Origin of the sequence: Burkholderia sp. NFPP32, from assembly GCF_900119325.1 — a bacterium.
GTDB lineage: Bacteria > Pseudomonadota > Gammaproteobacteria > Burkholderiales > Burkholderiaceae > Burkholderia > Burkholderia pyrrocinia_C.
On record NZ_FPJP01000005.1, the window covers coordinates 169,606 to 191,336 of the forward strand.

The following is a 21,731-nucleotide window of genomic DNA, read 5'->3' on the forward strand; positions in this document are numbered from 1 at the left end:
CCGGCGCAGGCGGGCCGCCGCGTTTTTGAGTATGATTTTCCCATTCATCAGACGGAGTTTTGCCATGTCCACTCTCGACGCGACGGCGCCGTCCGCCGCAACCCAAGGCGACGCATCGCTGGTCGGCCTGCCCTGGGTCAAGCAACTGGTGTCGATGGACACGACGAGCCGCGTGCCGAATCTCGGCCTGATCGAAACGGTGCGCGACGCGCTCGCCGCGAAAGGCATCGTTTCGACGATCACGCACGATCCGCGCGAAGGCTGGGCAAACCTGTTCGCAACTGTGCCCGCGCACGACGGCTCGACGAACGGCGGCATCGTGCTGTCCGGGCATACCGACGTCGTGCCGGTCGACGGCCAGCAATGGGACAGCAACCCGTTTGCGCCGGAAATTCGCGACGGCCGCCTGTACGGCCGCGGCACCTGCGACATGAAGGGTTTCATCGGCACGGCGCTCGCGCTGTTGCCCGAAATGCAGGCGACGAAGCTCGCGAAGCCGATCCATTTCGCGCTGTCCTACGACGAGGAAATCGGCTGCGCGGGCGCGCCGCTGATGATCGCCGACCTCGTCAAGCGCGGCGTGCAACCGTCCGGCTGCATCGTCGGCGAGCCGACCAGCATGCGGCCGATCATCGCGCACAAGGGCATCAACGCGTACCGCTGCTGCGTGCGCGGCCACGCGGCGCATTCGTCGCTGACGCCGAAGGGGCTCAACGCGATCGAGTACGCGGCGCGCCTCATCTGCCACATCCGCGACATCGCCGAGCGCTTCCGCGCCGAAGGCCCGTTCGACGAGCTGTACGACGTGCCGTTCACGACCGCGCAGACGAGCACGATCCAGGGCGGCAACGCGATCAACACGGTGCCGGCCGAATGCCGGTTCGACTTCGAGTTCCGCAACCTGCCGACGCTCGATCCCGAGCAGATCTTCACGCGCATCGAAGCATATGCGCAGCAAACGCTGCTGCCGCAGATGCTTCGCGAGCATCCGAATGCCGCGATCGAGTTCTCGAAGATCGCCGCGGCGCCCGGCCTCGACGCGACCGAACAGGCCGCGATCACGCAGCTCGTGCGCGCATTGACCGCCGACCAAGACAAGCGCAAGGTCGCGTACGGCACCGAAGCCGGCCTGTTCGAACGCGCGGGCATCCCGAGCGTCGTGTGCGGGCCCGGCAACATCGAGCAGGCGCACAAGCCGAACGAATATGTCGAGCTCGCGCAGCTCGCCGGCTGCGCGCAGTTCCTGCGCAAGTTCATCCGCAGCATGTCGGTCGACGCGCACTGACTGCCTCCCGCCACGCCGGCCCGCGTGTGCGGGCCGGTCCACTCCGCCACCCGCCACGTCATGTCGACTGAACAGCAGGGCACTGCCCATACGACGATCGACGGCGAGCCGATTCCGACGCTCGACGAAATCGCCGCGCAGCATTTCGCGTTGTCGCCCTGGGTCGCGCGCACGCCCGTGTTCGAACGCGCCGACCTGCCGTCCCTCGAGGGCACGCACGTCAACTTCAAGTTCGAACTGCTGCAGGCGAGCGGCAGCTTCAAGGCGCGCGGCGCATTCACGCACCTGCTCGCGCTCGACGAGGCACGCAAGGATGCCGGCGTCACCTGCGTATCGGCCGGCAATCATGCGGCAGCCGTCGCGTATGCGGCGATGCGGCTCGGCAGCAGCGCGAAGGTCGTGATGTTCCATACCGCGAGCCCGTCGCGCATCGCGCAGTGCAAGCAGTACCGCGCGGAGGTCGTGCTCGCGGGCAGCGCATCGCAGGCGTTCGATCTCGTGCGGCGGATCGAGGCCGAGGAAGGCCGCTTCTTCATCCATCCGTTCAACGGCTATCACACGATCCTCGGCACCGCGACGCTCGGCTACGAATGGGCGACGCAGACGCCCGACCTCGACGCGGTGATCGTGCCGATCGGCGGCGGCGGGCTCGCGGCCGGCATGGCGACCGCGCTGCGGCTCGCGAATCCGCGCGTGCACGTGTACGGCGTCGAGCCGGAAGGCGCCGACGCGATGAGCCGCAGCTTCGCGGCGAATCACACGATCAAGATGAGCGCAATGCAGACGATCGCCGATTCGCTGATGGCGCCGCACACCGAGGAATACAGCTACCAGCTGTGCCGGCGCCACGTCGACCGCATCGTCACCGTGTCCGACGACGCGCTGCGCGCCGCGATGCTGTTCCTGTTCTCGCACCTGAAGCTGTCGGTCGAACCGGCTTGCGCAGCCGCGCTCGCCGCGCTGCTCGGCCCGCTGCGCGAAACGCTGCAGGGCAAGCGCGTCGGCGTGCTGCTGTCGGGCACGAACACCGACCCCGGCACGCTCGGCATGCATCTCGCGCACGCGAAACGGCAGCACTGACCGCGCGCCGGGCGCCGGCGAACCGACCTAGGGTTATCCCCAGATTATGTTGACAGCCCTGTTGATAACCCGCCGAACAAGCACGCAAGTGGTTGAGCGCGCAGCGTTTTGCGCGCACGAAGGTCGTCGGACGCGAAATGAGCAAATGCGGCCGCTATGGGCTGCAATGTGGCGGCGCCGCGCGCGGCCGCTGATCGCCGCCGTGGCGATCGCACTGCTCGCCGGTTGCGCGGCACCACCCTCGCCCGTCGCCGGCGCGCAGCCGGCCTGCACGCAGCCTGGCGCGAGCCGCATGTTGCAGGCCGACCTGCTGTTCGGACGCGACATCGCGGGACGCGGCCCCGTCACCGATGCCGAACGCGCGACGTTCCTCGCCGACACCGTCACGCCGAGCTTCCCCGACGGCTTCACGTACTGGGACACGCACGGCCAATGGCGCGATCGCGCGACCGGCAACATCACACGGGAACAGAGTTTCGTGATCCGTATCATCGCCGACGATACGCCCGACACGCACGCGCGGCTCGCCGCGATCCGGCACGCGTACGCGGAGCGGTTCCGTCAGGAGTCGGTCGGTATCACGTTCATGCCGGCCTGCGCGTCGTTCTGATTCGGCGTCTCCCGCTACCTGCCGGCAGCGCACAAAAAAACGGGCGCCCGAAGGCGCCCGTCGCATGCCGGAACAGCGGCGTACCGCTTACTTGCTCTCGAACATGTCCATGATCTGCTGCTTCTCCTGCGGCGTGACGGGCGGCGGCGTGAGCCCTGCCGCGCCGGCCGAGCCGAGTGCGTCGTTCGCGCTGATCGCATTCTCGGCCGGATTGATGTCGACGTTCCCGACGAAGCCGTTGCCCGGCGTGCGATCGGCGTAGTACAGCTCGCCGTCGAGCGAGGTCAGGCCGTCCGGCATCGGCATCTGCTGCTCCGGCACGCCGTTCAGCGCGGTGCGCATGTAATTCACCCAGATCGGCAGCGCGAGCTGCGCGCCGAATTCGCGGCTGCCGAGACTCTTCGGCTGGTCGAAGCCCATCCACGCGACCGCGACGAGCGACTGCTGGTAGCCGGCGAACCAGCCGTCCTTCGCGTCGTTCGTCGTACCCGTCTTGCCCTGCAGGTCGCTGCGGCCCAGTGCGTTGGTGCCCGCACCCGTGCCGGCCGTCGCGACCGTGTGCAGCAGGCTGTTCATCACGTACGCGTTGCGGCCTTCGATCGTGCGCGGCGCGGTGCTGCCCGCGATCACCGGCTGCGACTTCTGCAGTGCCTGGCCGCGCGCGTCGTCGACTTCGGCGATCAGGTACGGATCGACCTTGTAGCCGCCGTTCGCGAACACCGCGTAGCCGGTCGCGAGCTGCAGCGGCGTCACGAGGCCCGCGCCGAGCGCCATCGGCAGGTACGGCGGCGTCTTCGCGGGATCGAAGCCGAAGCGCTGCGTCACGTACTGCTGCGCATACTGCGTGCCGATCGATGCGAGGATCCGGATCGACACGAGGTTCTTCGAGCGCTGCAGGCCGGTGCGCATCGTCATCGGGCCGTCCGGCTGGTCGTCGTCCTTCGGCTCCCACGCGGTGCCGCCCGGCACGCTCGGCGGGAAGTACAGCGGCGCGTCGTTGATGATCGTCGCCGGCCCGAGGCCCTTGTCGAGCGATGCCGAATAGATGAACGGCTTGAACGACGAGCCCGGCTGCCGCCATGCCTGCGTCACGTGGTTGAACTTGCTCTTGTTGAAGTCGAAGCCGCCGACGAGCGAACGGATCGCGCCGTCCTGCGGCGCGATCGCGACGAGCGCGCCTTCGACCTGCGGCAGCTGCACGACCTGCCAGCCCGTCTTGCCGTCCTTCAGCACGCGCACGATCGAGCCCGGCTTGATGCGCAGCGCGTTGTTCGCGCGGGGCCCGAGCGCGGCCGACACGAAGCGCAGCCCGGCCGGGCCGATCGTCGTCGTCGCGCCGCCGACGAACTGCACCTCGACCGCGTTCGGCGAGGCCGACAGCACGACCGCCGACTGCAGGTCGCCGTTGTCCGGGTGATCGGCGAGCGCATCGTCGATCGCCTCGTCGCGGTCGTCGCCGGCCGCGGGCAGGTTGATCGACGCTTCCGGCCCGCGATAGCCGTGGCGGCGCTCGTAGTCGAGAATGCCGCGACGCACGGCCTGGTAAGCGGCTTCCTGGTCGGCCGAGTTGATCGTCGTCGTGACGGTCAGCCCGCGCGTGTAGGTTTCGTCCTTGTACTGCTGGTACATCATCTGCCGCACCATCTCGGCGACGTATTCGCCGTGCACCGCGTACTGGTTGCCCGGCGTGCGCACGTGGATCTCTTCCTTCACGGCCGCGTCGTACTGCGGCTGCGTGATGTAGCCGACCTCGAGCATGCGCTTCAGGATGTATTCCTGGCGCACCTTCGCGCGCTTCGGATTCACGACCGGGTTATACGCGGACGGCGCCTTCGGCAGCCCCGCGAGCATCGCCGCTTCCGCGAGCGTGATGTCCTTCAGGTCCTTGCCGAAATAGACCCGCGCGGCGGCTGCGAAGCCGTACGAGCGCTGGCCGAGATAGATCTGGTTCATGTACAGCTCGAGGATCTGGTCCTTCGTCAGGGCCTTCTCGATCTTGTACGCGAGCAGCATCTCGTAGATCTTGCGCGTGTAGGTCTTCTCGCTCGACAGGAAGAAGTTGCGCGCGACCTGCATCGTGATGGTGCTCGCGCCCTGGCGCGCGCCGCCGTGCATCAGGTCGGCGACGCCCGCCCGCAGGATGCCGACGAAATCGACGCCGCCGTGCTCGTAGAAGCGGTAGTCCTCGATCGCGAGCACGGCCTTCTTCATCACGTCCGGAATGTCCTGGAAGCGCACGAGGCTGCGGCGCTCCTCGCCGAACTCGCCGATCAGCACGTGATCGGCCGTAAACACGCGCAGCGGCACCTTCGGCTGGTAGTTGGTCAGCGCATCGAGCGACGGCAGTTGCGGCGCCATCACGACCAGCGCGTAGCCGACGATCAGCGCGCCGACGATCGCCAGCGTGACGAACAGGCCGACGAACCACAGCGCGACGCGCGAGCCGAACGAGCGACGGCCTCCGCCGCCGCTGCGCTGTGCACGGCGGTCGTCGTTGCGATGGTCGCGATCGTCATCATCGGGGTAATAGGCTCCGGACGGCGAACGGCGCAGCGTGTAGTGGGGTTCGTTCCTGTCGGAAGAAGAAGGCGGTCGTTTGATAATTGGCATGTCGGAATGGCGGGCGTCGTGGCGCCCTCGGACGCATGCGGAAATGCAGGCGGATGGATCAGAGCGGGTGCATCGAGATGCGACTGTCACGTCGACAGACCCCGCCGCGCGGCGATCCGTTCCCGCGACGTGACAGCGCATTTTAATGAAATCGACCGGGTGCCTTCGCGATTTTTTGTAAAAATTCCCGCAACGCCGTGATTTGCGGAACGTATTGTCGGCATCCTCGGCCTATCATGGACACGCAATATGGCACGCGCGGCCGATTTTCTTTCAATCGCGAAAGGTTTGTCATCCCGATATGCAAGCCGCTTGAACTCACGCGTTTAAGCCGTATTTAAGTGAACCGGTGGTGTAATATCCGCCGGCTCACGCGGGTCGCAACCGGCCCGCAGCGGGCATTGCCGCGGTCACGCGGCGCCTTTCAACCACGGAGGATTTCATGTCGCTTTTCGACTCTGTTTCGCGCACGATCAAAGGCCTGCTGAACGATGCGGCCGATTCGGTACAGGATCCGTCGCGCGACGCACGGCAGATCGTGCGGGAGCTCGACGACAGCATCGGTCGTGCCGAGAATTCGCTGATCGAGATCGAGGCACAGGTCGCGACCCAGCGCAGCAAGCGCGATGCGGCCGACGACAAGGTGAAGAAGTACGAAGACGGCGCGAAGCGCGCGCTGCAGTCCGGCGACGAAGCGCTCGCACGCGAGGCACTGGCCGCGCAGTCGAACGCGGAAGCCGAGCGCGACGCGCTCGCGGCCGAGTTGACGACGCTCGAGCCGTCGGTCGACAAGCTGAAGGGGCAGATCGCCGACATGCGCCAGCGCCGCAACGACCTGAACGCACGCTCGAACATCCTGCAGGCCAAGCAGGAAATCGCGCAGGCGAAGGATGTCGCGGCAAGCGCGTTGGGCGGCATCGGCGGCAAGAACCTGTCCGAGGATTTCCAGAAGCTCGAGGACAAGGTCGCACTGCAGAACGCACGCTCGGACGCGCGCCTCAATTCGGCCGACACGTCGAGCGGCAAGGCGCTCGACGACAAGCTCGCCGCGCTGAACAAGGGCCCGTCGGTCGAGGATCGCCTCGCCGCGCTGAAGAAGCAGCTCGACACGCCCGCGCAGTAACGGCAAACGCGGGCAACCGCGCCGCGGCCCGCCCGGGCGCGCGGCGCGAACCGATCGTCAGGAGACGGGCGCGTGCGCCCGGTTCGACCATGAAGAAATCCCTCGCCGCACTCGGCCTCTCGCTGATGCTGCTGTCGTCCGCCGCGTTTGCGGTACCGTCGCTGCAGCAGGTCGAGCAGTCGATCGCGCAGCGCAACTGGCAACAAGCCGACACGCAGCTGTCGCAAGTCATCGACGCCCATCCGAACAACGCGCACGCGCGTTACCTGTATGCGCAGGTGCTGGACCGCGAAGGCCGCGCGTCCGACGCGCTCGCGCAGCTGCAGCGTGCGAAGTCGCTCGATCCGCAACTGCGCTTCACCGACGCGTCGCGCTTCGCGCAGACGGAGTCGCGCATTCGCGCCGACGCCGCACGCGTGAGCGGCAACGCGCCGTCGGCCACACAGGCCGGCACGCTGCAGCCGTCGCTCGCGCCCGCCGTCGCGCCGGCCGAAAAACACGGCCCGTCGACCGGCATGTGGATCGGCCTCGGGCTGATCGTCGCGGTGATCGCGCTGGTGCTGCGCTGGACGCTGCGGCGCGCGCGCACGGCCGACAACAGCCGCGCCGACGACGAACGCCGCACGCAGCTCAAGCGTGCGACCGACGTACTGAACGACATCCGTCCGCTGAAACTCGACGCGAAGCTGTCGACGGCGCCCGGCGCCGCGGCGCTGACAGGCGAACTCGAAGCGATCGAGACCGACGCGCGCACGCTCGTCGAGGCGCTGGCGAACGGCAAGAATCCGGTACCGCCGTACCAGGTCGACGAACTCGAACGGCGTCATGCGAGCGTGAAGGCACGCGTCGAAGGCCGACCCGATCCGGCCGCGCAACCCGCGCCGCCGGCGAACGGCAGCGGCTCCGTATACGCGCAGGAAGCCGATCGCATGACGGGTGCGCAGGGCCAGCCGTATCCGCAGCAGCCCTACCCGCAACAGCAGCCGCCTGTCGTGATCCAGCAAGGCGGCGGCGGTTTCGGCGGCGGGATGGGCGGGCTGCTGACCGGCGTGCTGCTCGGCGAGGCGATGTCCGGCGGCCGCGAGCGCGTGGTCGAACGCGACGTGATCGTCGACGGCGAGCGCCGCCGGCAGGAAACCGACCCGGGCTTCGACCTCGGCCGCGGCGACGCGTCGAACTGGAGCGACGGCAGCAGCGGCAACGTCGATCTCGGCAGCAACGACGACGGCTGGACGGACGACAACACCTGACCCTGCGCAGCGCGCCGACGTTCACGTCGACGCGCCGCAACACACGCCACGCTCCCCTGCATGACCGGCCGCGCCGACGCGCGGATTTGTCAATCATTTCAAGATGGACTACCGGCAATGGGGAGCGTTCGCTATCATGCGGCCATCGGCGTGCCACCGACCCTCATTCGACGCAATACAAGCCTGCGCGTCGCGGCACGCCTCCTCTAGCACCAACAAGGAGAAAGCCGCTCATGAGCATCATCAAGGAATTCAAGGAGTTCGCCGTCAAGGGCAACGTGATGGATCTCGCCGTCGGCGTGATCATCGGCGGCGCCTTCTCGAAGATCGTCGACTCGATCGTGAAAGACCTCATCATGCCGGTCATCGGCTTGCTGACGGGCGGCCTGGATTTCTCGAACAAGTTCGTTCTGCTCGGCACCATCCCTCCGACGTTCAAGGGTAATCCCGATTCGTTCAAGGACCTGCAGACCGCGGGTGTTGCCGCGTTCGGCTACGGCTCGTTCATCACCGTGGCGATCAATTTCGTCATCCTCGCGTTCATCATTTTCCTGATGGTGAAATTCATCAACAAGCTGCGCAAGCCGGAAGAAGCCGCGCCGGCCGCGACGCCGGAAGACACCGTACTGCTGCGCGAGATCCGCGATTCGCTCAAGCAGCGCTGATCGCCGAGCGCCCCGCCCGCCAGGCCCGCCCCGTGCGGGCCTTTTTATTGCGCGCGCCGTGCACCGCCGCATGCGGCCTGTCTCACTTTTTTGTGACGCACGAATGCACGCGCGGGGAAAGCGGGTCTATGATGGAGACTAAACGACAGTACGGGCGCCAAGACGCTGGCTGTGTCGATCAAGGCGAGCAGGTCGACGGGAGACATTGATCGTCGTACTGCACGAATGCAGCATTTTCGTGTGCTATAAAGGATCGACATGCGGCGTACATAGCCGGGAGTGGGTCGCATGAAAGTGCCGCATTTCTTGCAATTGTTTTTGAGGCGAGTGTTTATGTCCTTCCCGAAAAAACGTCGGCGTGCCCAACAGGATGGCCAGGAGTCATTCCTTGCGGTGTTGCGCCACTCGAAACCTTTCGCCCAGCTCGACACCAAGATTGCCCGCGCCCGTGCGCAGGACGAACCCGTCCTCTACGCGCATGTGCTGCCCGGTCTCGACGTGCTCCTGTGCAGCGTGCGCGGCGCACAGCCGCCCTATCCGGCCATCGCCGAGCTGCGCAAGCGCTGCATCGAATCGATCGCCAACGCGCTCGAGCAGCCGCTGGACGGCCTCGAGAACGGCGGGTACTGGTACGAAGCGAACGGCTTCGGCTTCCTGGTATTCGCGAGCCGGGCACGCGCGCGCATCCTGCCCGAGTTTGGTGCAGGCACGAAAGCGAGCCTGCGCGGCGGGCTCGGTCGCCAGAACGCCGGCGACACGACACCTCGCTCCCTCGGCTGAACCGCCAGTCATTCGATGGGCCGCCTCCGGGCGGCCCATCTGCCATTCATGCGCGCCGCTTGCCCGTCACGCGGGCTGCCGACGCCCGTTGCCGGGCCGCACGATGTCGATGAACGCGGCGAAATCGGCGCCGGCGAGCCCCTGCGCGGCGCCGAGCCGCAGCACCTGCTGCACGGTCGCCGACACGGGCATCACCGCGCCTGTGTCGCGCGCCGCGTCGGCGATCGCGTCGACGTCCTTCTGGAACGTGCTGAGCGCGCCGATCGACGCGTGACCACCCGACGTCATGCGCGGCACGAACGTCTGCAGCAGCACCGAATCGGCCCAGCCGCCGGCCAGCGCCTCGGCCAGCCGCGCGGCATCGATGCCGCTCGCCTGCGCCAGGCCGACGGCCTCGGCGATCGCGGTCACCGTCGCGGTGACGATCGCCTGGTTGCACAGCTTCGCCGTCTGGCCCGCGCCCGCGTCGCCCATGTGCGTGATGCACGACGCGTACGTGCCGATCAGCGGCCGCACCGCGTCGAGATCGGCCGCGCGGCCGCCGGCCATCACCGCGAGCGTGCCGCCCTGCGCGCCCGGCACGCCGCCCGACACGGGCGCATCGACCCAGCCGGCGCCGAGCGCGGCCGCGCGCGCCGCGTAGTCGCGCGTCGCGGCAGGCGGAATGCTCGAATGATCGACGATGCGCCGCAGGCGGCGCGCCGCCGCGTCACCGGAAAGCAGCCCGTGCTCGCCGAACACGACGTCGCCGACCGCACGCCCGTCGAGCACGCAGACGAATACCGTATCGACGCGTTCCGCCAGTTCGCGCGGCGTGCCGACCACCTGCGCGCCGTCCTTCACGAGCGCCTCGGCCTTGTCGCGCGAGCGATTCCACACGCTGACCCGATACCCGGCCGCCAGCAAATGCCGAATCATCGGCGCGCCCATCAATCCCGGTCCGCAAAATCCGACTTCCACGATGTTCCTCGTCTCCGATATGGGTTGCACTTGCCGCCCATCATACCTATCACTCAAGAAGCCGGGCACGCGCGGCGGCGCCTCGGGACCGCAGCTTGCACCGGCGATATAGACCGATATCCCAGGGAGCGCATCATGAGCGACCACGTGTACAAGCTGATCGAACTGACCGGTTCGTCGCAGCAATCGAGCGACGACGCCATCCGCAACGCGATCTCGAAGGCCGGCAAGACGCTGCACAACCTGCACTGGTTCCAGGTGACCGAAACGCGCGGCCACATCGAAGGCGACCAGGTCGTTCACTGGCAGGTCACGCTGAAGGTCGGCATGCGCATCGACGACTGACGCAGCCGCCGCATCACACGCCGCGCCGCGATCCGAATACGCGCAACGCGTATCCGCGCGGCGCCGCGCGCCCAGCCTCCCCGTTCAGGCCCCTTGTCGCGGCCCGGCCGGCGGGTGCCTGCGGGTATCCATCTCTTGACGCTGATTTTCGTTCATATTAAAAACGATATACCCACATTACCCCTCGATCAGCCTGGACATATAACCCGGAGAAATCATGAGTCAGCAACGCGAGGCGATCGACACGTACCTCTTGCGCGTCTTGCACACCTTGTTGATGGAGCGCAGCGTCACACGCGCGGCCGTCAAACTGAACCAGTCGCAACCGGCGATCAGCGCCGCGCTGCGGCGCCTGCGCGACATCACCGGCGATCCGCTGCTGGTGCGCGGCAAATCCGGCATGGTGCCGACCGAATACGGGCTGCGCCTGCTCGAGCCCGTGCAGAATGCGCTGCGTGAAATCGAGCGCATCAAGTTCCAGCAGCACAACTTCGACCCGGCCACGTCGATCCGCTGCTACCGGATCGGCTGCCCCGACTACCTGAACGTGCTGTTCGTGCCGACCGTCGTCGAGCGCTTCCGCCTGGCCGCGCCGAACGCAACGCTCGAGTTTCACTCGCTCGGCCCCGCGTTCGACTACGAACTCGCGCTGGAAGACGGCAAGCTCGACATCGTCGTCGGCAACTGGCCCGAACCGCCCGAGCAGCTGCACCTGTCGAACCTGTTCGTCGACGAGATCGTCTGCCTGATGAGCAACACGCACCCGTTCGCGAAGCGCGGCGGGCTCACGCTCGACCAGTACCTGAACGCGCCGCATCTCGCGCCGACGCCGTACTCGGTCGGCCAGCGCGGCGCGATCGACGTGCATCTCGCGCGCGAACGGCTCAAGCGCCACGTGGTCGTCACGCTGCCGTACTTCAACCTCGCGCCGTACGTGCTCGTGAAGTCCGACCTGATCTTCACGACCACGCGCCTGTTCGCCGATCACTACGCGAAGTTCCTGCCGCTGTCGGTCGTGCCGGCGCCGCTCGACTTCCCGCCGATGCAGTACTACCAGCTGTGGCACGAGCGCTGCCACTACTCCGACGAAGTGCGCTGGCTGCGCAGCCTCGTTGCCGAAGCCACCCGCACGCTGATCGAGGCGTAACGGCACACGCCGCCCGCGCCGTCGCGGCGGGTGACGGCCAGCAGCTGGCGGCACGCCCGGCAAGGCGGCCGCCGTATCGCTTCAGGCTTCGTTCAGCGCGATGCGTCGACCAATGCATGCGCGAGCGCGTTATGGCGCTCGATGACGGGCGGCAGATCGAGCGTCGCCAACCGCCCTTCCCGCACCACCACCTTCCCGTTCACCACCGTGTACGCCGTCTGCGACGGCGCGCAGAACACGAGCGCCGCGACCGGATCGTGCAGCGCGCCCGCGAACAGCGGCTGGCGCAGGTCGAACGCGGCGAAGTCCGCGGCCATGCCGGGCTTCAACGCGCCGATATCGTCGCGGTTCAGCACCTTCGCTCCGCCGAGCGTCGCGATCTCGAGCGCTTCGCGCGCGGTCATCGCATCGGGCCCGAAACCGACCCGCTGCAGCAGCAGCGCCTGCCGCACTTCCGCGACCATCTGCGCGCCGTCGTTCGACGCAGAGCCGTCGACGCCGAGGCCGACCGGCACGCCCGCGAGACGCATCTTCTTCACCGGCGCGATACCCGACGCGAGCCGCATGTTCGAGCACGGACAGTGCGCGACGCCGGTGCCGGTGCGCGCGAACAGGCCGATACCCGCATCGTCGAGCTGCACGCAGTGCGCATGCCATACGTCGTGGCCGACCCAGCCGAGATCTTCCGCATATTCGGCGGGTGTCATCCCGAACTTCTCGCGGCTGTACGCGATATCGTTGACGTTCTCCGCCAGGTGCGTGTGCAGCGACACGCCGTACTCGCGCGCGAGCACGGCCGCGTCGCGCATCAGGTCGCGGCTCACCGAAAACGGCGAGCATGGCGCAACCACCACGCGCAGCATCGCGTAGCGGCCTTCGTCGTGATAGGTCTCGATCAGGCGCTGCGTGTCGCGCAGGATATCGGGTTCGCGCTCGACGACCGAATCGGGCGGCAGCCCGCCGTCGCGCTGGCCGACGCTCATCGCGCCGCGGCTCGCGTGAAAGCGCATGCCGATTCGCTGCGCGGCGCCGATGCTGTCGTCGAGCCGGCTGCCGTTCGGGTAGATGTACAGGTGGTCGCTCGACGTCGTGCAGCCCGACTGCAGCAGCTCGGCCATCGCGGTGAGCGTCGACACCTCGATCATCTCGGGCGTCAGGTGCGCCCAGATCCGGTACAGGTTCGTAAGCCAGCCGAACAGCTCGGCGTTCTGCGCAGCCGGCACCGCGCGCGTGAGGCTCTGGTACATGTGGTGGTGCGTGTTCACGAGCCCCGGGATCACGAGGTGGCCGCGCAGGTCGAGCACTTCGTCGGCCGCGTCGGGCAGCTCGGCGGTCGGGCCGACCGCGACGATCCGGTTGTCTTCGATGTAGAGCCCCGCGTCGCGCAATTCGCGGCGCGTGTCGTCCATGGTCACGAGCACGTCGGCGTGCTTGACCAGCAGGGTTTTCGGGCGGGATGGGGATGGGTTCGGCGCGCGTGCGCCGGCGTGCTGCTCGAGGTTCATGCGTTCTCCGCGTCGGTCTGCCCCCAGGGGCTGATTCCCGGGGACGGTCACAAAGCCGTTCGAACGCCGATTCGCGGCACGCCCCGGTGCCTGCGTCCGTTCGAACGCCCTGGCCCGGTTACCCGGCGTGCTCGCCGTCTTCGGGGTACGCGCGGGCCACAGGCCGACGCGCACGGCGGGAGGATCGCCCAAGCGCTCGCGGCGCACAATGCGCGATCCCGAATACCGCACTTCACGGTTCCGATATGGTACGCCGCGCGCGCTTGGTCCGTCCTGCCGCCGGATGCCCGAAACGCCCGCCGGAAGCCCTGGCGGCGTGCCGTCGACAGCCGCTTATGCGCGGCGCATTATCTTTGATATCGCGCCCGTATTTGCGCAGGGAACCTTTTTACAATGCCTGCACGGCGCTCGCTTCACCTCGCCGACGGGTATGTAGCCACGTGACGTGGAGCCTCGATCCGCCGCACAGTCAATGGATCGAGTCGCCGCCGAACCTCGCATTCACACAAGGACACAACGAATGGGAAAGCTCACTACCCACGTACTCGATACGGCACACGGTCGTCCCGGCGCCGCAATCAAGGTCGACCTCTACGCGCTGGACGGCGAATCGCGCCGCGCGATCAAGACCGTGCTGACCAATAGCGACGGCCGCTGCGACGAACCCCTGCTCGAAGGCGCTGCGCTCGCCGCCGGCGAGTACGAACTCGTGTTCCATGCCGGCGACTACTTCGCGTCGCTCGGCGTGAAGGTGCCCGAACCCCGTTTCGTCGACCGCGTCGTGCTGCGCTTCGGCATCGCCGACACCGGTTCGCACTACCACGTGCCACTGCTCGTGTCGCCGTGGTCGTACAGCACCTATCGCGGCAGCTGACATCGCATCGGCGCCTGCATCAAAGACAAACGATCTGAGTCTGGAGGAGTTTCATGGAAGGCTTCATCACCGACTGGCTGAACCTCGCGCTGCGATGGCTGCACGTCATCGTCGCCATCGCGTGGATCGGCGAGTCGTTCTATTTCGTCGCGCTCGACAACAGCCTGAAACCGCCGACCGACCCGAACCAGCGCAAGCGCGGGGTATTCGGCGAACTGTGGCACGTCCACGGCGGCGGCTTCTACAACATGCAGAAGTACACGGTCGCCCCGCCGGAAATGCCGGATGACCTGCACTGGTCGAAGTGGCCGTCGTACACGACCTGGCTGTCGGGCTTCTCGCTGTTCTTCGTGCTGTACCTGCTCGCGCCGAACACGTACCTGATCGACAAGAGCGTGCTCGACATGGGCCCGGTCGTCGCCGTCGCATCCGCGCTCGGCTTCCTCGCAGCCGGCTGGATCGTCTACGACTCGCTGTGCCGCATCCTCGGCACCAACGACCGCGTGCTCGGCATTTGCGTCGGCCTTTATGTCGTCGTCGCAGCGTACCTCGCGTGCCACATCTTCTCGGGCCGGGCCGCGTACCTGATCGTCGGCGCGATGCTCGCGACGATCATGTCGGCGAACGTGTTTTTCGTGATCATCCCCGGCCAGCGCAAGATGGTCGACAAGATGCTCAAGGGCGAAGAGCCGAACCCGATCTACGGCAAGCGCGGCAAGCAGCGCTCGGTGCACAACACGTACTTCACGCTGCCCGTCGTGTTCGCGATGCTGTCGAACCACTATGCGATGACGTACACGAACAAGTTCAACTGGATCGTGCTCGTGCTGATCATGCTGGCCGGCGCGCTGATCCGCCAGTTCTTCGTGATGCGTCACCGCGGCAAGCAGCTGTGGTACCTGCCGATCGGCGGCGTCGCGCTGCTGTCGGGCGCGCTGGTGTGGACGATGCCGAAGCCGGTCGCACCGGAAGCGCAGGCCGCCAACGCGCCGAAGATCGTGATCAACGACATCATGCCGATCCTGCAGCAGCGCTGCGTCGAGTGCCACTCGTCGAAGCCAACGCTGATGGGCAGCGCGCCCGCGGGCGTACTGTTCGACACGCCGGACGAAGTGTCGAAGAACGCGCAGCGCATCTACGAACAGGCCGTGCGCCTGAAGGCGATGCCGATCGGCAACGTCACGCACATGACCGACGACGAGCGGACGAAGCTCGCCGCCTGGTTCGAGGGTGGCGCGGTCAAGTAAGCCGCCGTGCGCCGGTTGCCGGCGCAATCCTCTCCGTTCGCGGGCCCGGTGACGGGCCCGTTTTTTTGCGTGTTCCGAATGCGCCGCGCGCTAGCCGTGCATCGCGTCGCGTTGCAGTGCGACGAGCGCCTCGAGGGCGCGCGGGCCGTCGTCGAACGGCACGAAGATGTGATCGTGGTACGCAGCCGCCATCACGTTGCAACTGATCCCGGCCGCGCCGAGCGCCCGCGCGAACGCCGCGGTGAGGCCGACTGCCGCGAGATCGGAATGCACGGTCAGCGTGATCCACGCGGCGCGGAACAGCACGGGCCAGCCGCGACGCACGGCCACCTCCTCGCCGACGACGACCGTCAGCCCTTCCGCTTCGCGTAACGTGGCGATTGTTTCGGATAACGATACGTCCGCATCGGTCGGCAGCGAGACAAACGCGAACGCGCCCGGATGCAGTTCGGGTTGCATCGTGCGCAGCAGGATCGCGAGGTCGTTTTCAGGTTGGCTCATCGGAGGAACACGTCCGGTTCCGGACGTCGTGCGGTGGCGATGCGGGCACGATAGCACGCGCGATGACGGCGCCATGCACGCACCGCCGCGACTTCGTCCGCAAGCCAGCCTCGGAACGCGGGTGCGCTGCCGGTCACCTCATCCGTCGACGGACTCCGGCAGCCGCGCGATCGCCTTGATCTCGAACTGGAAGCCGTACAGCCAGGTCACGCCGACGGCGGTCAGCGTCGGATGCGGCGCATCGCCCCAGTACTCGGGGACGATCTCCCAGACCCGCTCGAACGTCGCTTCGGGGTCGACGAGGAATACCGTCACGTCGACGACATCGTCGAACGTGCAGCCGGCCGCACGCAGTACCGCGTTCAGGTTGTCGAACGCGCGGCGAACCTGCGCGCCCAGCTCCGGCTCGGGCGAACCGTCGTCGCGGCTGCCGACCTGCCCGGACACGAACAGGAAACCGTTCGAGCGCAGCGCCGGCGAATAGCGGTTGCGCTCGTACAGCGCCTGGCGACCGGGCGGGAAAACTACGCTACGCTTTGCCATCCAACACCTCCATCAGTCAGTGGGGCGAAGCCGCCCCTGCATCAACGATGAAGGCACTTTAAGGACCGTCGCCCGGCGGATAAACCGGCAACCCTGTCCAACACTGTTTGCGCGCACCAAACAATTTCCGACCGACGCGGAGCCCTGACCCGATGGATCGATTCGACGCAATGCAGGCGTTCGCCCGCGTAGTGGAAGCCGGCAGCTTCACAAGGGCGGCCGAGACGCTGCACATGAGCCGCACCACCGTCACGCAACTGGTGCAGCAGCTCGAAGCGCGGCTGCGCGTGAAGCTGTTCAACCGCACGACGCGCAAGGTCGTCGTCACCGCCGACGGTGCCGCGTACTACGAGCGCGTGGTGCGGCTGCTGGCCGACATGGACGATGCCGAAACGAGCCTGTCCGCAGCGTCCGCGTCGCCCCGGGGGCGGCTGCGCGTGGACGTGCCGAGCCCGTTCGCGCGCCTGATCCTGATCCCCGCGCTGCCGGCGTTCCATGCGCGCTACCCGGACATCCAGCTCGACATGGGCGTGAGCGACCGCGTGGTGGACGTGATCGGCGAGAACGTCGACTGCGTCGTGCGCGGCGGTGAACCGGCCGACGGGTCGCTGATCGCGCGCCACGTCGGCGACCTGCGGCTCGGCGTGTACGCGTCGCCGGCCTATCTCGCGCTCGCCGGCACGCCGTCGCATCCAAGTGAACTTGAAGACACGCATCATCGGATCGTCGGCTTCCTGTGGGCGCGTACCGGCAAGGCGCTGCCGTTTGCGATGGAATGCGACGGCGAGCGCGTCGACGTGCGCGGGCGCTACGTGCTCGCCGTCGACGACGGCAATGCGTACCTCGAGGCCGGCCTCGCCGGGCTGGGCATTCTGTGGCTGCCCGACTACATGGCTGCCGCGCATCGCGCGCGCGGCGACCTGGTGCCGCTGTTCGACGCGTGGCAGCTCGAACCGATGCCGATGTACGTCGCGTTCCCGCCGAACCGGCACGTCAGCGCGAAGCTGCGCGTCTTCGTCGACTGGATCGCCGACCTGATGGCGCAGCATGCGCCGGTCGCGAACCGGCGTCGCGGCGGCAGCGGTTCGCGCGACACGGGCAAGGCTGTGCCGACCTGAATCGCGCATAAACGGCTGCACATAAAAAAACCCGCGCAAGTTGCGCGGGGTTCGACAAGCTGGCGCGGAAACGCCGGCGACTCAGGCCGCCAGCGCATGCAGCGCCTCGTCGGTGAGCCACAGCGATTCCTGCAGATCCTGCTCGTTGAGGTTCAGGCCGTCGCCGCCACGGTCGACGACGATGAAATCGCTGACGCCGCCGAGTGCGATCAGCGGGTGATGCCACACGCCCTTCGCATAGTTGACGCCCTGCCAGCCGCTCGTCACGAACGCGCGGATCTTCGCCGGGTCGAGATCGCCTGCTGGCGCCACAACGACGAGATACGGCTGGTCGTTCAGCGGCACGAATGCCTGGCTGCCGAGCGGGTGCCGCTCGAGCATCTTCACTTCGAACGGCAGCGTGCGCGGCTGGCCTCGAAACAGGTTGACGAGCGTGCGGCCCTCTTCATCCGTCACATCGACTTTCGCGAGATCGTGAAAGCGGATCGTCGTGCCGAGGTTGATCGGGATCTGCTTCGCGCCTTCCGTCTCGATCACGTCGCCGAACGGCACGAACGCCTCCTTGGTCAGCGGTTCGATAACAAGCGTCTTCATTTGTCGAGCGTCCCCCACAGACGCAGGCGCGACACGCCGCCGTCCGGAATGATGTTCAGTCGCACGTGCGTGACGGGGCCGAGCGACGCGATGTCGGCTTCGAAGTAGTGCTGCTTGTCCATCTGCAGCTTCTGTTCGCCGAGCAGCACCGGCCAGAACATCGACTGCGTGATCAGCGAGCTGTCGGTGCCGCCCGACACATAGGCAGCCTGGATCGAGCAGCGGTCCGGGTAGTTGCCCTTGAAGAACGCGGTATCGACTTCGATCTTGCGGATCACGCCCGGCTGCGCGAGCGCGATGATCGCCCAGTCGTTGCCCGGCTCGCGGCGGCGGCGGGTTTCCCAGCCATCGCCCATGTTCACGCCGCGGCCCGGCAGCAGCAGGTTCGACGCGACGCCGAAATGCTGGTTGTTCGCGGCCACGACATAACCGCCGTTTTCCATCGCTGCGAGATCGAACTGCTCGGTCGCGCTCGCGCCGGCCCAGTCGAGCTGAGGCTGGCCGTACACGCGCAGGCGCGCAATGCCGCCGTCCGGATAGATGTTCACACGCAGGTGCGTGAACGCGCGTGCGTCGCTCGCTTCGACGTAGTGATGGCTGTTGCCCTGCAGCGTCGTCGACGGCACGATCTCGACCCACTCGGTCGCATGCGTCGGCGCGCCGTCGGCCACGAAGGCGGCCTCGATCGACGCGGCCGGCGGGAAGTTGCCGGTGAAATGGCTCGTGTCGATGTCGAAGCCCTTGATCACACCCGGGCGCGCGAGCTTGACGATGCACCAGTCGTACCCCGTCGTGCGCTTGCGGCGCGTCTCCCAGCCGTCCATCCACTTGCCGTGGTCGTCGTACTTGCCGGGAATGAACACGGCCGGCTCGGGGTTCAGCATCCGGTCCTTCGGCGCGAAGAAATCGTCGCTGGCTTCGAGCGCCTGCGCACCGAGACGCGGGTCGGCAAGATTCACGTAGCGCCGCGTGAATTCGGGTGCGTTGGGATCGAGAAGCGGAACAGCCATGATGTTTCCTTGTTTCAGTGATGCGATCCGGCCGCCGCGACGCAGCAGGCCGTATTGCGGTGTCAGGCGTCGATCAGGTCGTCGAGGCGGAAGCGCGCGATCCGGTAGATCTGGTCGAGGCTCGCGCGCAGTTCCTCGGCGCGCGAATGATTCACGCGCGACTCGAAGTTCGCGATGATGCCGTGCCGGTCATAGCCGCGCACCGCGAGGATGAACGGGAAGCCGAACTTCTCGCGATACGTGCGGTTCAGCGTCAGCAGCTTGTCGAATTCTTCCTGCGTGCACTGGTCGAGGCCCGCGCCGCTCTGCTCGCGCGTCGACTCGGCCGTCAGCTCGCCGCGCACGGCGGCCTTGCCGGCCAGCTCCGGGTGAGCGTTGATCAGCGCAAGCTGGCGCACTTCGCCGCCCGTTTCCACCGCGCCCGACATCGTCTTGTGCAGCGCGTCGATGCTCGCGAACGGCCGTTCGCCCGCGGCAACCTCGGCCACCCACGGCGAATGTTCGAAAATCCCCGACAGCGCCGCGACGAATGCGCTCGGCACCATCGTGTTCAGTTGACTCAACGTGTAACGCATCGCCTTCATGCTTTCCCTTCGTTTCGATGACCGGGCTGATACGGATGATGTTCACGCCAGTGGCGCGCGATATCGACACGGCGCGTCACCCATACGCGATCGTGCTTCTCGATGTGATCGAGGAACCGCTGCAGCCCGCGGAACCGGCCCGGCCGGCCGAGCAGCCGGCAGTGCATGCCGATCGACAGCATCTTCGGCGCCTCGTCGCCCTCCGCATACAGCACGTCGAACGCGTCGCGCAGATAGTCGAAGAAGTGATCGCCGGTGTTGAAGCCCTGCGGCGTCGCGAAGCGCATGTCGTTCGTGTCGAGCGTGTACGGGACGATCAGTTGCGGCGACGTGCCGCCGCCCGACACGGCGACGTCCATCCAGAACGGCAGGTCGTCGCCGTAGTTGTCGGAGTCGTACAGGAAGCCGCCGTATTCCGCGACCAGGCGGTGCGTATTGGGGCTGTCGCGGCCGGTATACCAGCCGAGCGGGCGCTCGCCCGTCACGCGCTCGATCGCCTCCATCCCGAGACGCATGTGTTCGGCCTCGAGTTCGGGCGTCATGCTCTGGTAATGGATCCAGCGCCAGCCGTGGCACGCGATCTCATGGCCGAGCTCGACGAACGCGCGCGCGAGCTCCGGGTGACGCTCGATCGCCATGCCGACGCCGAATACCGTCAGCGGCAACCCGCGCTTCTCGAATTCGCGCAGGATGCGCCACACGCCGGCCCGCGAACCGTATTCGTAGATCGACTCCATGCTCATGTGGCGGTCCGGATACGCGGCCGCGCCGACGATTTCGGACAGGAACTGCTCGGAGCCCGGATCGCCGTGCAGCACGCAGTTCTCGCCGCCTTCTTCGTAGTTCAGCACGAATTGCACGGCGACGCGGGCGCGCCCCGGCCAGTTCGCCTGCACGGGATGGCGGCCGTAGCCGATCAGGTCGCGAGGATAGTTGGGATCGAGTGACATGGTTCGAAGTGCGGCGAAAGTTCGCTGGAGTAATGGGTTCGCATCGACCGCGCGGGTGCCGCAGGGCGGCCGCGCGAGCCGATGCGATGACGGCCCAGTGTAGCGAAAACGTCCATACGCGCCCATACAGCGGCGCAGATAGTGCATGTCAGACGGTGTGTATGTGCGGTTGCGGCAAATTCGGGACGGGTTCCGCCGCATCCCCGTCCGGCGGGCTGAAGCGGGCGAATGCGCCGTCGTAGCGCTTCGGCAGCGGCCGCGCGTAGTCGCCGCGCTTCGCGGTCGCGAGGCGCAGCGCAACGAGCGCCTCGGCCCACTTGACGGCCGCCGTGACGCCCTCGACCACCGGCGCGCCGATCTGCTGCTCGATCTCGTGCGCGAATTCCGCCATCCCCGCACAGCCGAGCACGATCGCGTCGGCGCCGTCCTCGTCGAGCGCCCGCCGGCATTCGTCGACGATGATCCGGCGCGCGGCCGAGCCCGGCCGGTCGAGTTCGAGCACCGCGACGTCGGTCGCGCGCACGTTGCGGCAGAATCGCTTCATTCCGTAGCGTTCGGCCAGGTGCCACGCCATCCCGCAGGTGCGCGCGAGCGTCGTGACGACCGAGAAGCCGGGCGCGAGCACGCTCGCCGCATGCATCGCGGCCTCGGCGATGCCGATCACCGGCCCGCGCGCAAGCTCGCGCGCCGCGTAGAGGCCGGGATCGCCGAAGCACGCGATCACGTACGCGTCGCAGCCGTCGCGCTCGCCCTGCGCGATCTCGGCGAGCAGCCCGGGCGTCGCGAGCGCCTCGTCGTAATACCCTTCGATCGACGGCGGCCCCATCGGCGGGCTCACCGCGACGATCTCCGTGCCGGCGGCCGCGACGTCGCGTGCGCAGCGGCCCATCGCTTCGGTCATCCGCTGCGTCGTATTCGGATTGATCAGTCGGATCTTCATCGCATGCTCC

The 21,731-nt window shown here is 67.2% G+C and carries 22 protein-coding genes; 12 read left to right on the top strand and 10 right to left on the bottom strand.

Translation table 11 applies throughout. From position 1 onward, the window contains the following. The first annotated feature begins 64 nt into the window (after positions 1–64). From argE to BT264_RS12460, 3 genes are all read left to right on the top strand, one after another. The gene (gene argE / locus BT264_RS12450) at positions 65–1,285 is read left to right on the top strand and encodes an acetylornithine deacetylase (RefSeq protein ID WP_072437138.1); all 1,221 of its coding nucleotides are present in this window, start codon (positions 65–67) and stop codon (positions 1,283–1,285) included. A 60-nt stretch (positions 1,286–1,345) separates the two neighbouring features. Then, complete coding sequence (locus tag BT264_RS12455; RefSeq protein WP_072437137.1) at positions 1,346–2,365, top strand: threonine/serine dehydratase family protein; 1,020 nt, start codon at positions 1,346–1,348, stop codon at positions 2,363–2,365. 145 nt (positions 2,366–2,510) lie between these two features. After that, entirely contained in the window at positions 2,511–2,975 is a 465-nt protein-coding gene (locus BT264_RS12460; protein WP_256260620.1) for a DUF3574 domain-containing protein, read from the top strand. A gap of 87 nt (positions 2,976–3,062) precedes the next feature. On the opposite strand, the gene BT264_RS12465 is transcribed toward BT264_RS12460, so the two are convergent. Further along, a complete protein-coding gene (locus BT264_RS12465) occupies positions 3,063–5,585 on the bottom strand; it encodes a penicillin-binding protein 1A (protein ID WP_072437135.1) in 2,523 nt (840 codons plus the stop codon). 442 nt (positions 5,586–6,027) lie between these two features. Here BT264_RS12465 and BT264_RS12470 point away from each other — a divergent pair, with 442 nt between their 5' ends. The 4 genes from BT264_RS12470 (at position 6,028) to BT264_RS12485 (ending at position 9,403) form a co-directional block, all read left to right on the top strand. Next, positions 6,028–6,708 (top strand): PspA/IM30 family protein, encoded by a 681-nt coding sequence (locus BT264_RS12470; protein ID WP_059233905.1) that lies wholly within the window; start codon positions 6,028–6,030, stop codon positions 6,706–6,708. An 89-nt stretch (positions 6,709–6,797) separates the two neighbouring features. After that, complete coding sequence (locus tag BT264_RS12475) at positions 6,798–7,958, top strand: tetratricopeptide repeat protein (protein ID WP_072437134.1); 1,161 nt, start codon at positions 6,798–6,800, stop codon at positions 7,956–7,958. A 233-nt stretch (positions 7,959–8,191) separates the two neighbouring features. Then, entirely contained in the window at positions 8,192–8,623 is a 432-nt protein-coding gene (gene mscL, locus BT264_RS12480; protein WP_034181166.1) for a large conductance mechanosensitive channel protein MscL, read from the top strand. A gap of 333 nt (positions 8,624–8,956) precedes the next feature. Continuing rightward, positions 8,957–9,403 (top strand): hypothetical protein, encoded by a 447-nt coding sequence (locus BT264_RS12485; protein WP_027784713.1) that lies wholly within the window; start codon positions 8,957–8,959, stop codon positions 9,401–9,403. Between the two features lie 66 nt (positions 9,404–9,469). Here the strand turns inward: BT264_RS12485 and BT264_RS12490 are convergent, their stop codons facing one another. After that, the gene (locus BT264_RS12490) at positions 9,470–10,363 is read right to left on the bottom strand and encodes an NAD(P)-dependent oxidoreductase (protein WP_072437133.1); all 894 of its coding nucleotides are present in this window, start codon (positions 10,361–10,363) and stop codon (positions 9,470–9,472) included. A gap of 135 nt (positions 10,364–10,498) precedes the next feature. On the opposite strand from BT264_RS12490, the gene BT264_RS12495 reads away from it, so the two are divergent. Both BT264_RS12495 and BT264_RS12500 read left to right on the top strand, forming a co-directional pair. Then, positions 10,499–10,708, top strand: a complete 210-nt coding sequence (locus BT264_RS12495) for a dodecin (RefSeq protein ID WP_011549586.1) — start codon at positions 10,499–10,501, stop codon at positions 10,706–10,708. 217 nt (positions 10,709–10,925) lie between these two features. Continuing rightward, positions 10,926–11,855: a LysR substrate-binding domain-containing protein gene (locus BT264_RS12500; protein WP_006478550.1), complete on the top strand. Its 930-nt coding sequence runs from the start codon at positions 10,926–10,928 to the stop codon at positions 11,853–11,855. Between the two features lie 92 nt (positions 11,856–11,947). On the opposite strand, the gene BT264_RS12505 is transcribed toward BT264_RS12500, so the two are convergent. Then, a complete protein-coding gene (locus BT264_RS12505; RefSeq protein ID WP_072437132.1) occupies positions 11,948–13,360 on the bottom strand; it encodes an 8-oxoguanine deaminase in 1,413 nt (470 codons plus the stop codon). 520 nt (positions 13,361–13,880) lie between these two features. Between BT264_RS12505 and uraH the strand changes: the two genes are divergently transcribed. Together uraH and BT264_RS12520 are read left to right on the top strand one after the other, a co-directional pair. After that, on the top strand, positions 13,881–14,234 hold the full coding sequence (uraH, locus tag BT264_RS12515) for a hydroxyisourate hydrolase (protein ID WP_011352401.1): 354 nt from the start codon (positions 13,881–13,883) through the stop codon (positions 14,232–14,234). Between the two features lie 53 nt (positions 14,235–14,287). Then, positions 14,288–15,481, top strand: a complete 1,194-nt coding sequence (locus BT264_RS12520; protein ID WP_072437131.1) for a urate hydroxylase PuuD — start codon at positions 14,288–14,290, stop codon at positions 15,479–15,481. Between the two features lie 90 nt (positions 15,482–15,571). Here the strand turns inward: BT264_RS12520 and BT264_RS12525 are convergent, their stop codons facing one another. Continuing rightward, positions 15,572–15,982 (bottom strand): ACT domain-containing protein, encoded by a 411-nt coding sequence (locus BT264_RS12525; RefSeq protein WP_072437130.1) that lies wholly within the window; start codon positions 15,980–15,982, stop codon positions 15,572–15,574. Positions 15,983–16,120: 138 nt separating this feature from the next. Next, complete coding sequence (locus BT264_RS12530) at positions 16,121–16,525, bottom strand: RidA family protein (RefSeq protein ID WP_072437129.1); 405 nt, start codon at positions 16,523–16,525, stop codon at positions 16,121–16,123. A gap of 152 nt (positions 16,526–16,677) precedes the next feature. Between BT264_RS12530 and BT264_RS12535 the strand changes: the two genes are divergently transcribed. Then, entirely contained in the window at positions 16,678–17,643 is a 966-nt protein-coding gene (locus BT264_RS12535) for a LysR family transcriptional regulator (protein WP_072437128.1), read from the top strand. 81 nt (positions 17,644–17,724) lie between these two features. Here BT264_RS12535 and BT264_RS12540 read toward each other — a convergent pair whose 3' ends face one another. The 5 genes from BT264_RS12540 to BT264_RS12560 form a co-directional block, all read right to left on the bottom strand. Then, complete coding sequence (locus BT264_RS12540) at positions 17,725–18,237, bottom strand: ureidoglycolate lyase (RefSeq protein ID WP_072437127.1); 513 nt, start codon at positions 18,235–18,237, stop codon at positions 17,725–17,727. Then, on the bottom strand, positions 18,234–19,247 hold the full coding sequence (gene alc / locus BT264_RS12545) for an allantoicase (protein ID WP_072437126.1): 1,014 nt from the start codon (positions 19,245–19,247) through the stop codon (positions 18,234–18,236). The genes BT264_RS12540 and alc overlap by 4 nt, the downstream gene beginning before the upstream one ends. A 62-nt stretch (positions 19,248–19,309) precedes the next feature. Next, positions 19,310–19,831 (bottom strand): 2-oxo-4-hydroxy-4-carboxy-5-ureidoimidazoline decarboxylase, encoded by a 522-nt coding sequence (gene uraD, locus BT264_RS12550; RefSeq protein ID WP_072437125.1) that lies wholly within the window; start codon positions 19,829–19,831, stop codon positions 19,310–19,312. Then, positions 19,828–20,781, bottom strand: coding sequence for an allantoinase PuuE (gene puuE / locus BT264_RS12555; RefSeq protein WP_072437124.1), 954 nt, complete (start codon positions 20,779–20,781; stop codon positions 19,828–19,830). The genes uraD and puuE overlap by 4 nt, the downstream gene beginning before the upstream one ends. A 148-nt stretch (positions 20,782–20,929) precedes the next feature. Next, complete coding sequence (locus tag BT264_RS12560; RefSeq protein WP_072437123.1) at positions 20,930–21,721, bottom strand: aspartate/glutamate racemase family protein; 792 nt, start codon at positions 21,719–21,721, stop codon at positions 20,930–20,932. Between the last annotated feature and the right edge of the window lie 10 nt (positions 21,722–21,731).

What these genes read in the sequence shown, in the direction of transcription:
- argE (WP_072437138.1), top strand. Translation starts at nt 65, where the DNA reads ATGTCCACTCTCGACGCGACGGCGCCGTCCGCCGCAACCCAAGGCGAC.
- BT264_RS12455 (WP_072437137.1), top strand. Translation starts at nt 1,346, where the DNA reads ATGTCGACTGAACAGCAGGGCACTGCCCATACGACGATCGACGGCGAG.
- BT264_RS12460 (WP_256260620.1), top strand. Translation starts at nt 2,511, where the DNA reads ATGCGGCCGCTATGGGCTGCAATGTGGCGGCGCCGCGCGCGGCCGCTG.
- BT264_RS12465 (WP_072437135.1), bottom strand. Translation starts at nt 5,585, where the DNA reads ATGCCAATTATCAAACGACCGCCTTCTTCTTCCGACAGGAACGAACCC.
- BT264_RS12470 (WP_059233905.1), top strand. Translation starts at nt 6,028, where the DNA reads ATGTCGCTTTTCGACTCTGTTTCGCGCACGATCAAAGGCCTGCTGAAC.
- BT264_RS12475 (WP_072437134.1), top strand. Translation starts at nt 6,798, where the DNA reads ATGAAGAAATCCCTCGCCGCACTCGGCCTCTCGCTGATGCTGCTGTCG.
- mscL (WP_034181166.1), top strand. Translation starts at nt 8,192, where the DNA reads ATGAGCATCATCAAGGAATTCAAGGAGTTCGCCGTCAAGGGCAACGTG.
- BT264_RS12485 (WP_027784713.1), top strand. Translation starts at nt 8,957, where the DNA reads ATGTCCTTCCCGAAAAAACGTCGGCGTGCCCAACAGGATGGCCAGGAG.
- BT264_RS12495 (WP_011549586.1), top strand. Translation starts at nt 10,499, where the DNA reads ATGAGCGACCACGTGTACAAGCTGATCGAACTGACCGGTTCGTCGCAG.
- BT264_RS12500 (WP_006478550.1), top strand. Translation starts at nt 10,926, where the DNA reads ATGAGTCAGCAACGCGAGGCGATCGACACGTACCTCTTGCGCGTCTTG.
- BT264_RS12505 (WP_072437132.1), bottom strand. Translation starts at nt 13,360, where the DNA reads ATGAACCTCGAGCAGCACGCCGGCGCACGCGCGCCGAACCCATCCCCA.
- uraH (WP_011352401.1), top strand. Translation starts at nt 13,881, where the DNA reads ATGGGAAAGCTCACTACCCACGTACTCGATACGGCACACGGTCGTCCC.
- BT264_RS12520 (WP_072437131.1), top strand. Translation starts at nt 14,288, where the DNA reads ATGGAAGGCTTCATCACCGACTGGCTGAACCTCGCGCTGCGATGGCTG.
- BT264_RS12525 (WP_072437130.1), bottom strand. Translation starts at nt 15,982, where the DNA reads ATGAGCCAACCTGAAAACGACCTCGCGATCCTGCTGCGCACGATGCAA.
- BT264_RS12530 (WP_072437129.1), bottom strand. Translation starts at nt 16,525, where the DNA reads ATGGCAAAGCGTAGCGTAGTTTTCCCGCCCGGTCGCCAGGCGCTGTAC.
- BT264_RS12535 (WP_072437128.1), top strand. Translation starts at nt 16,678, where the DNA reads ATGGATCGATTCGACGCAATGCAGGCGTTCGCCCGCGTAGTGGAAGCC.
- BT264_RS12540 (WP_072437127.1), bottom strand. Translation starts at nt 18,237, where the DNA reads ATGAAGACGCTTGTTATCGAACCGCTGACCAAGGAGGCGTTCGTGCCG.
- alc (WP_072437126.1), bottom strand. Translation starts at nt 19,247, where the DNA reads ATGGCTGTTCCGCTTCTCGATCCCAACGCACCCGAATTCACGCGGCGC.
- uraD (WP_072437125.1), bottom strand. Translation starts at nt 19,831, where the DNA reads ATGAAGGCGATGCGTTACACGTTGAGTCAACTGAACACGATGGTGCCG.
- puuE (WP_072437124.1), bottom strand. Translation starts at nt 20,781, where the DNA reads ATGTCACTCGATCCCAACTATCCTCGCGACCTGATCGGCTACGGCCGC.
- BT264_RS12560 (WP_072437123.1), bottom strand. Translation starts at nt 21,721, where the DNA reads ATGAAGATCCGACTGATCAATCCGAATACGACGCAGCGGATGACCGAA.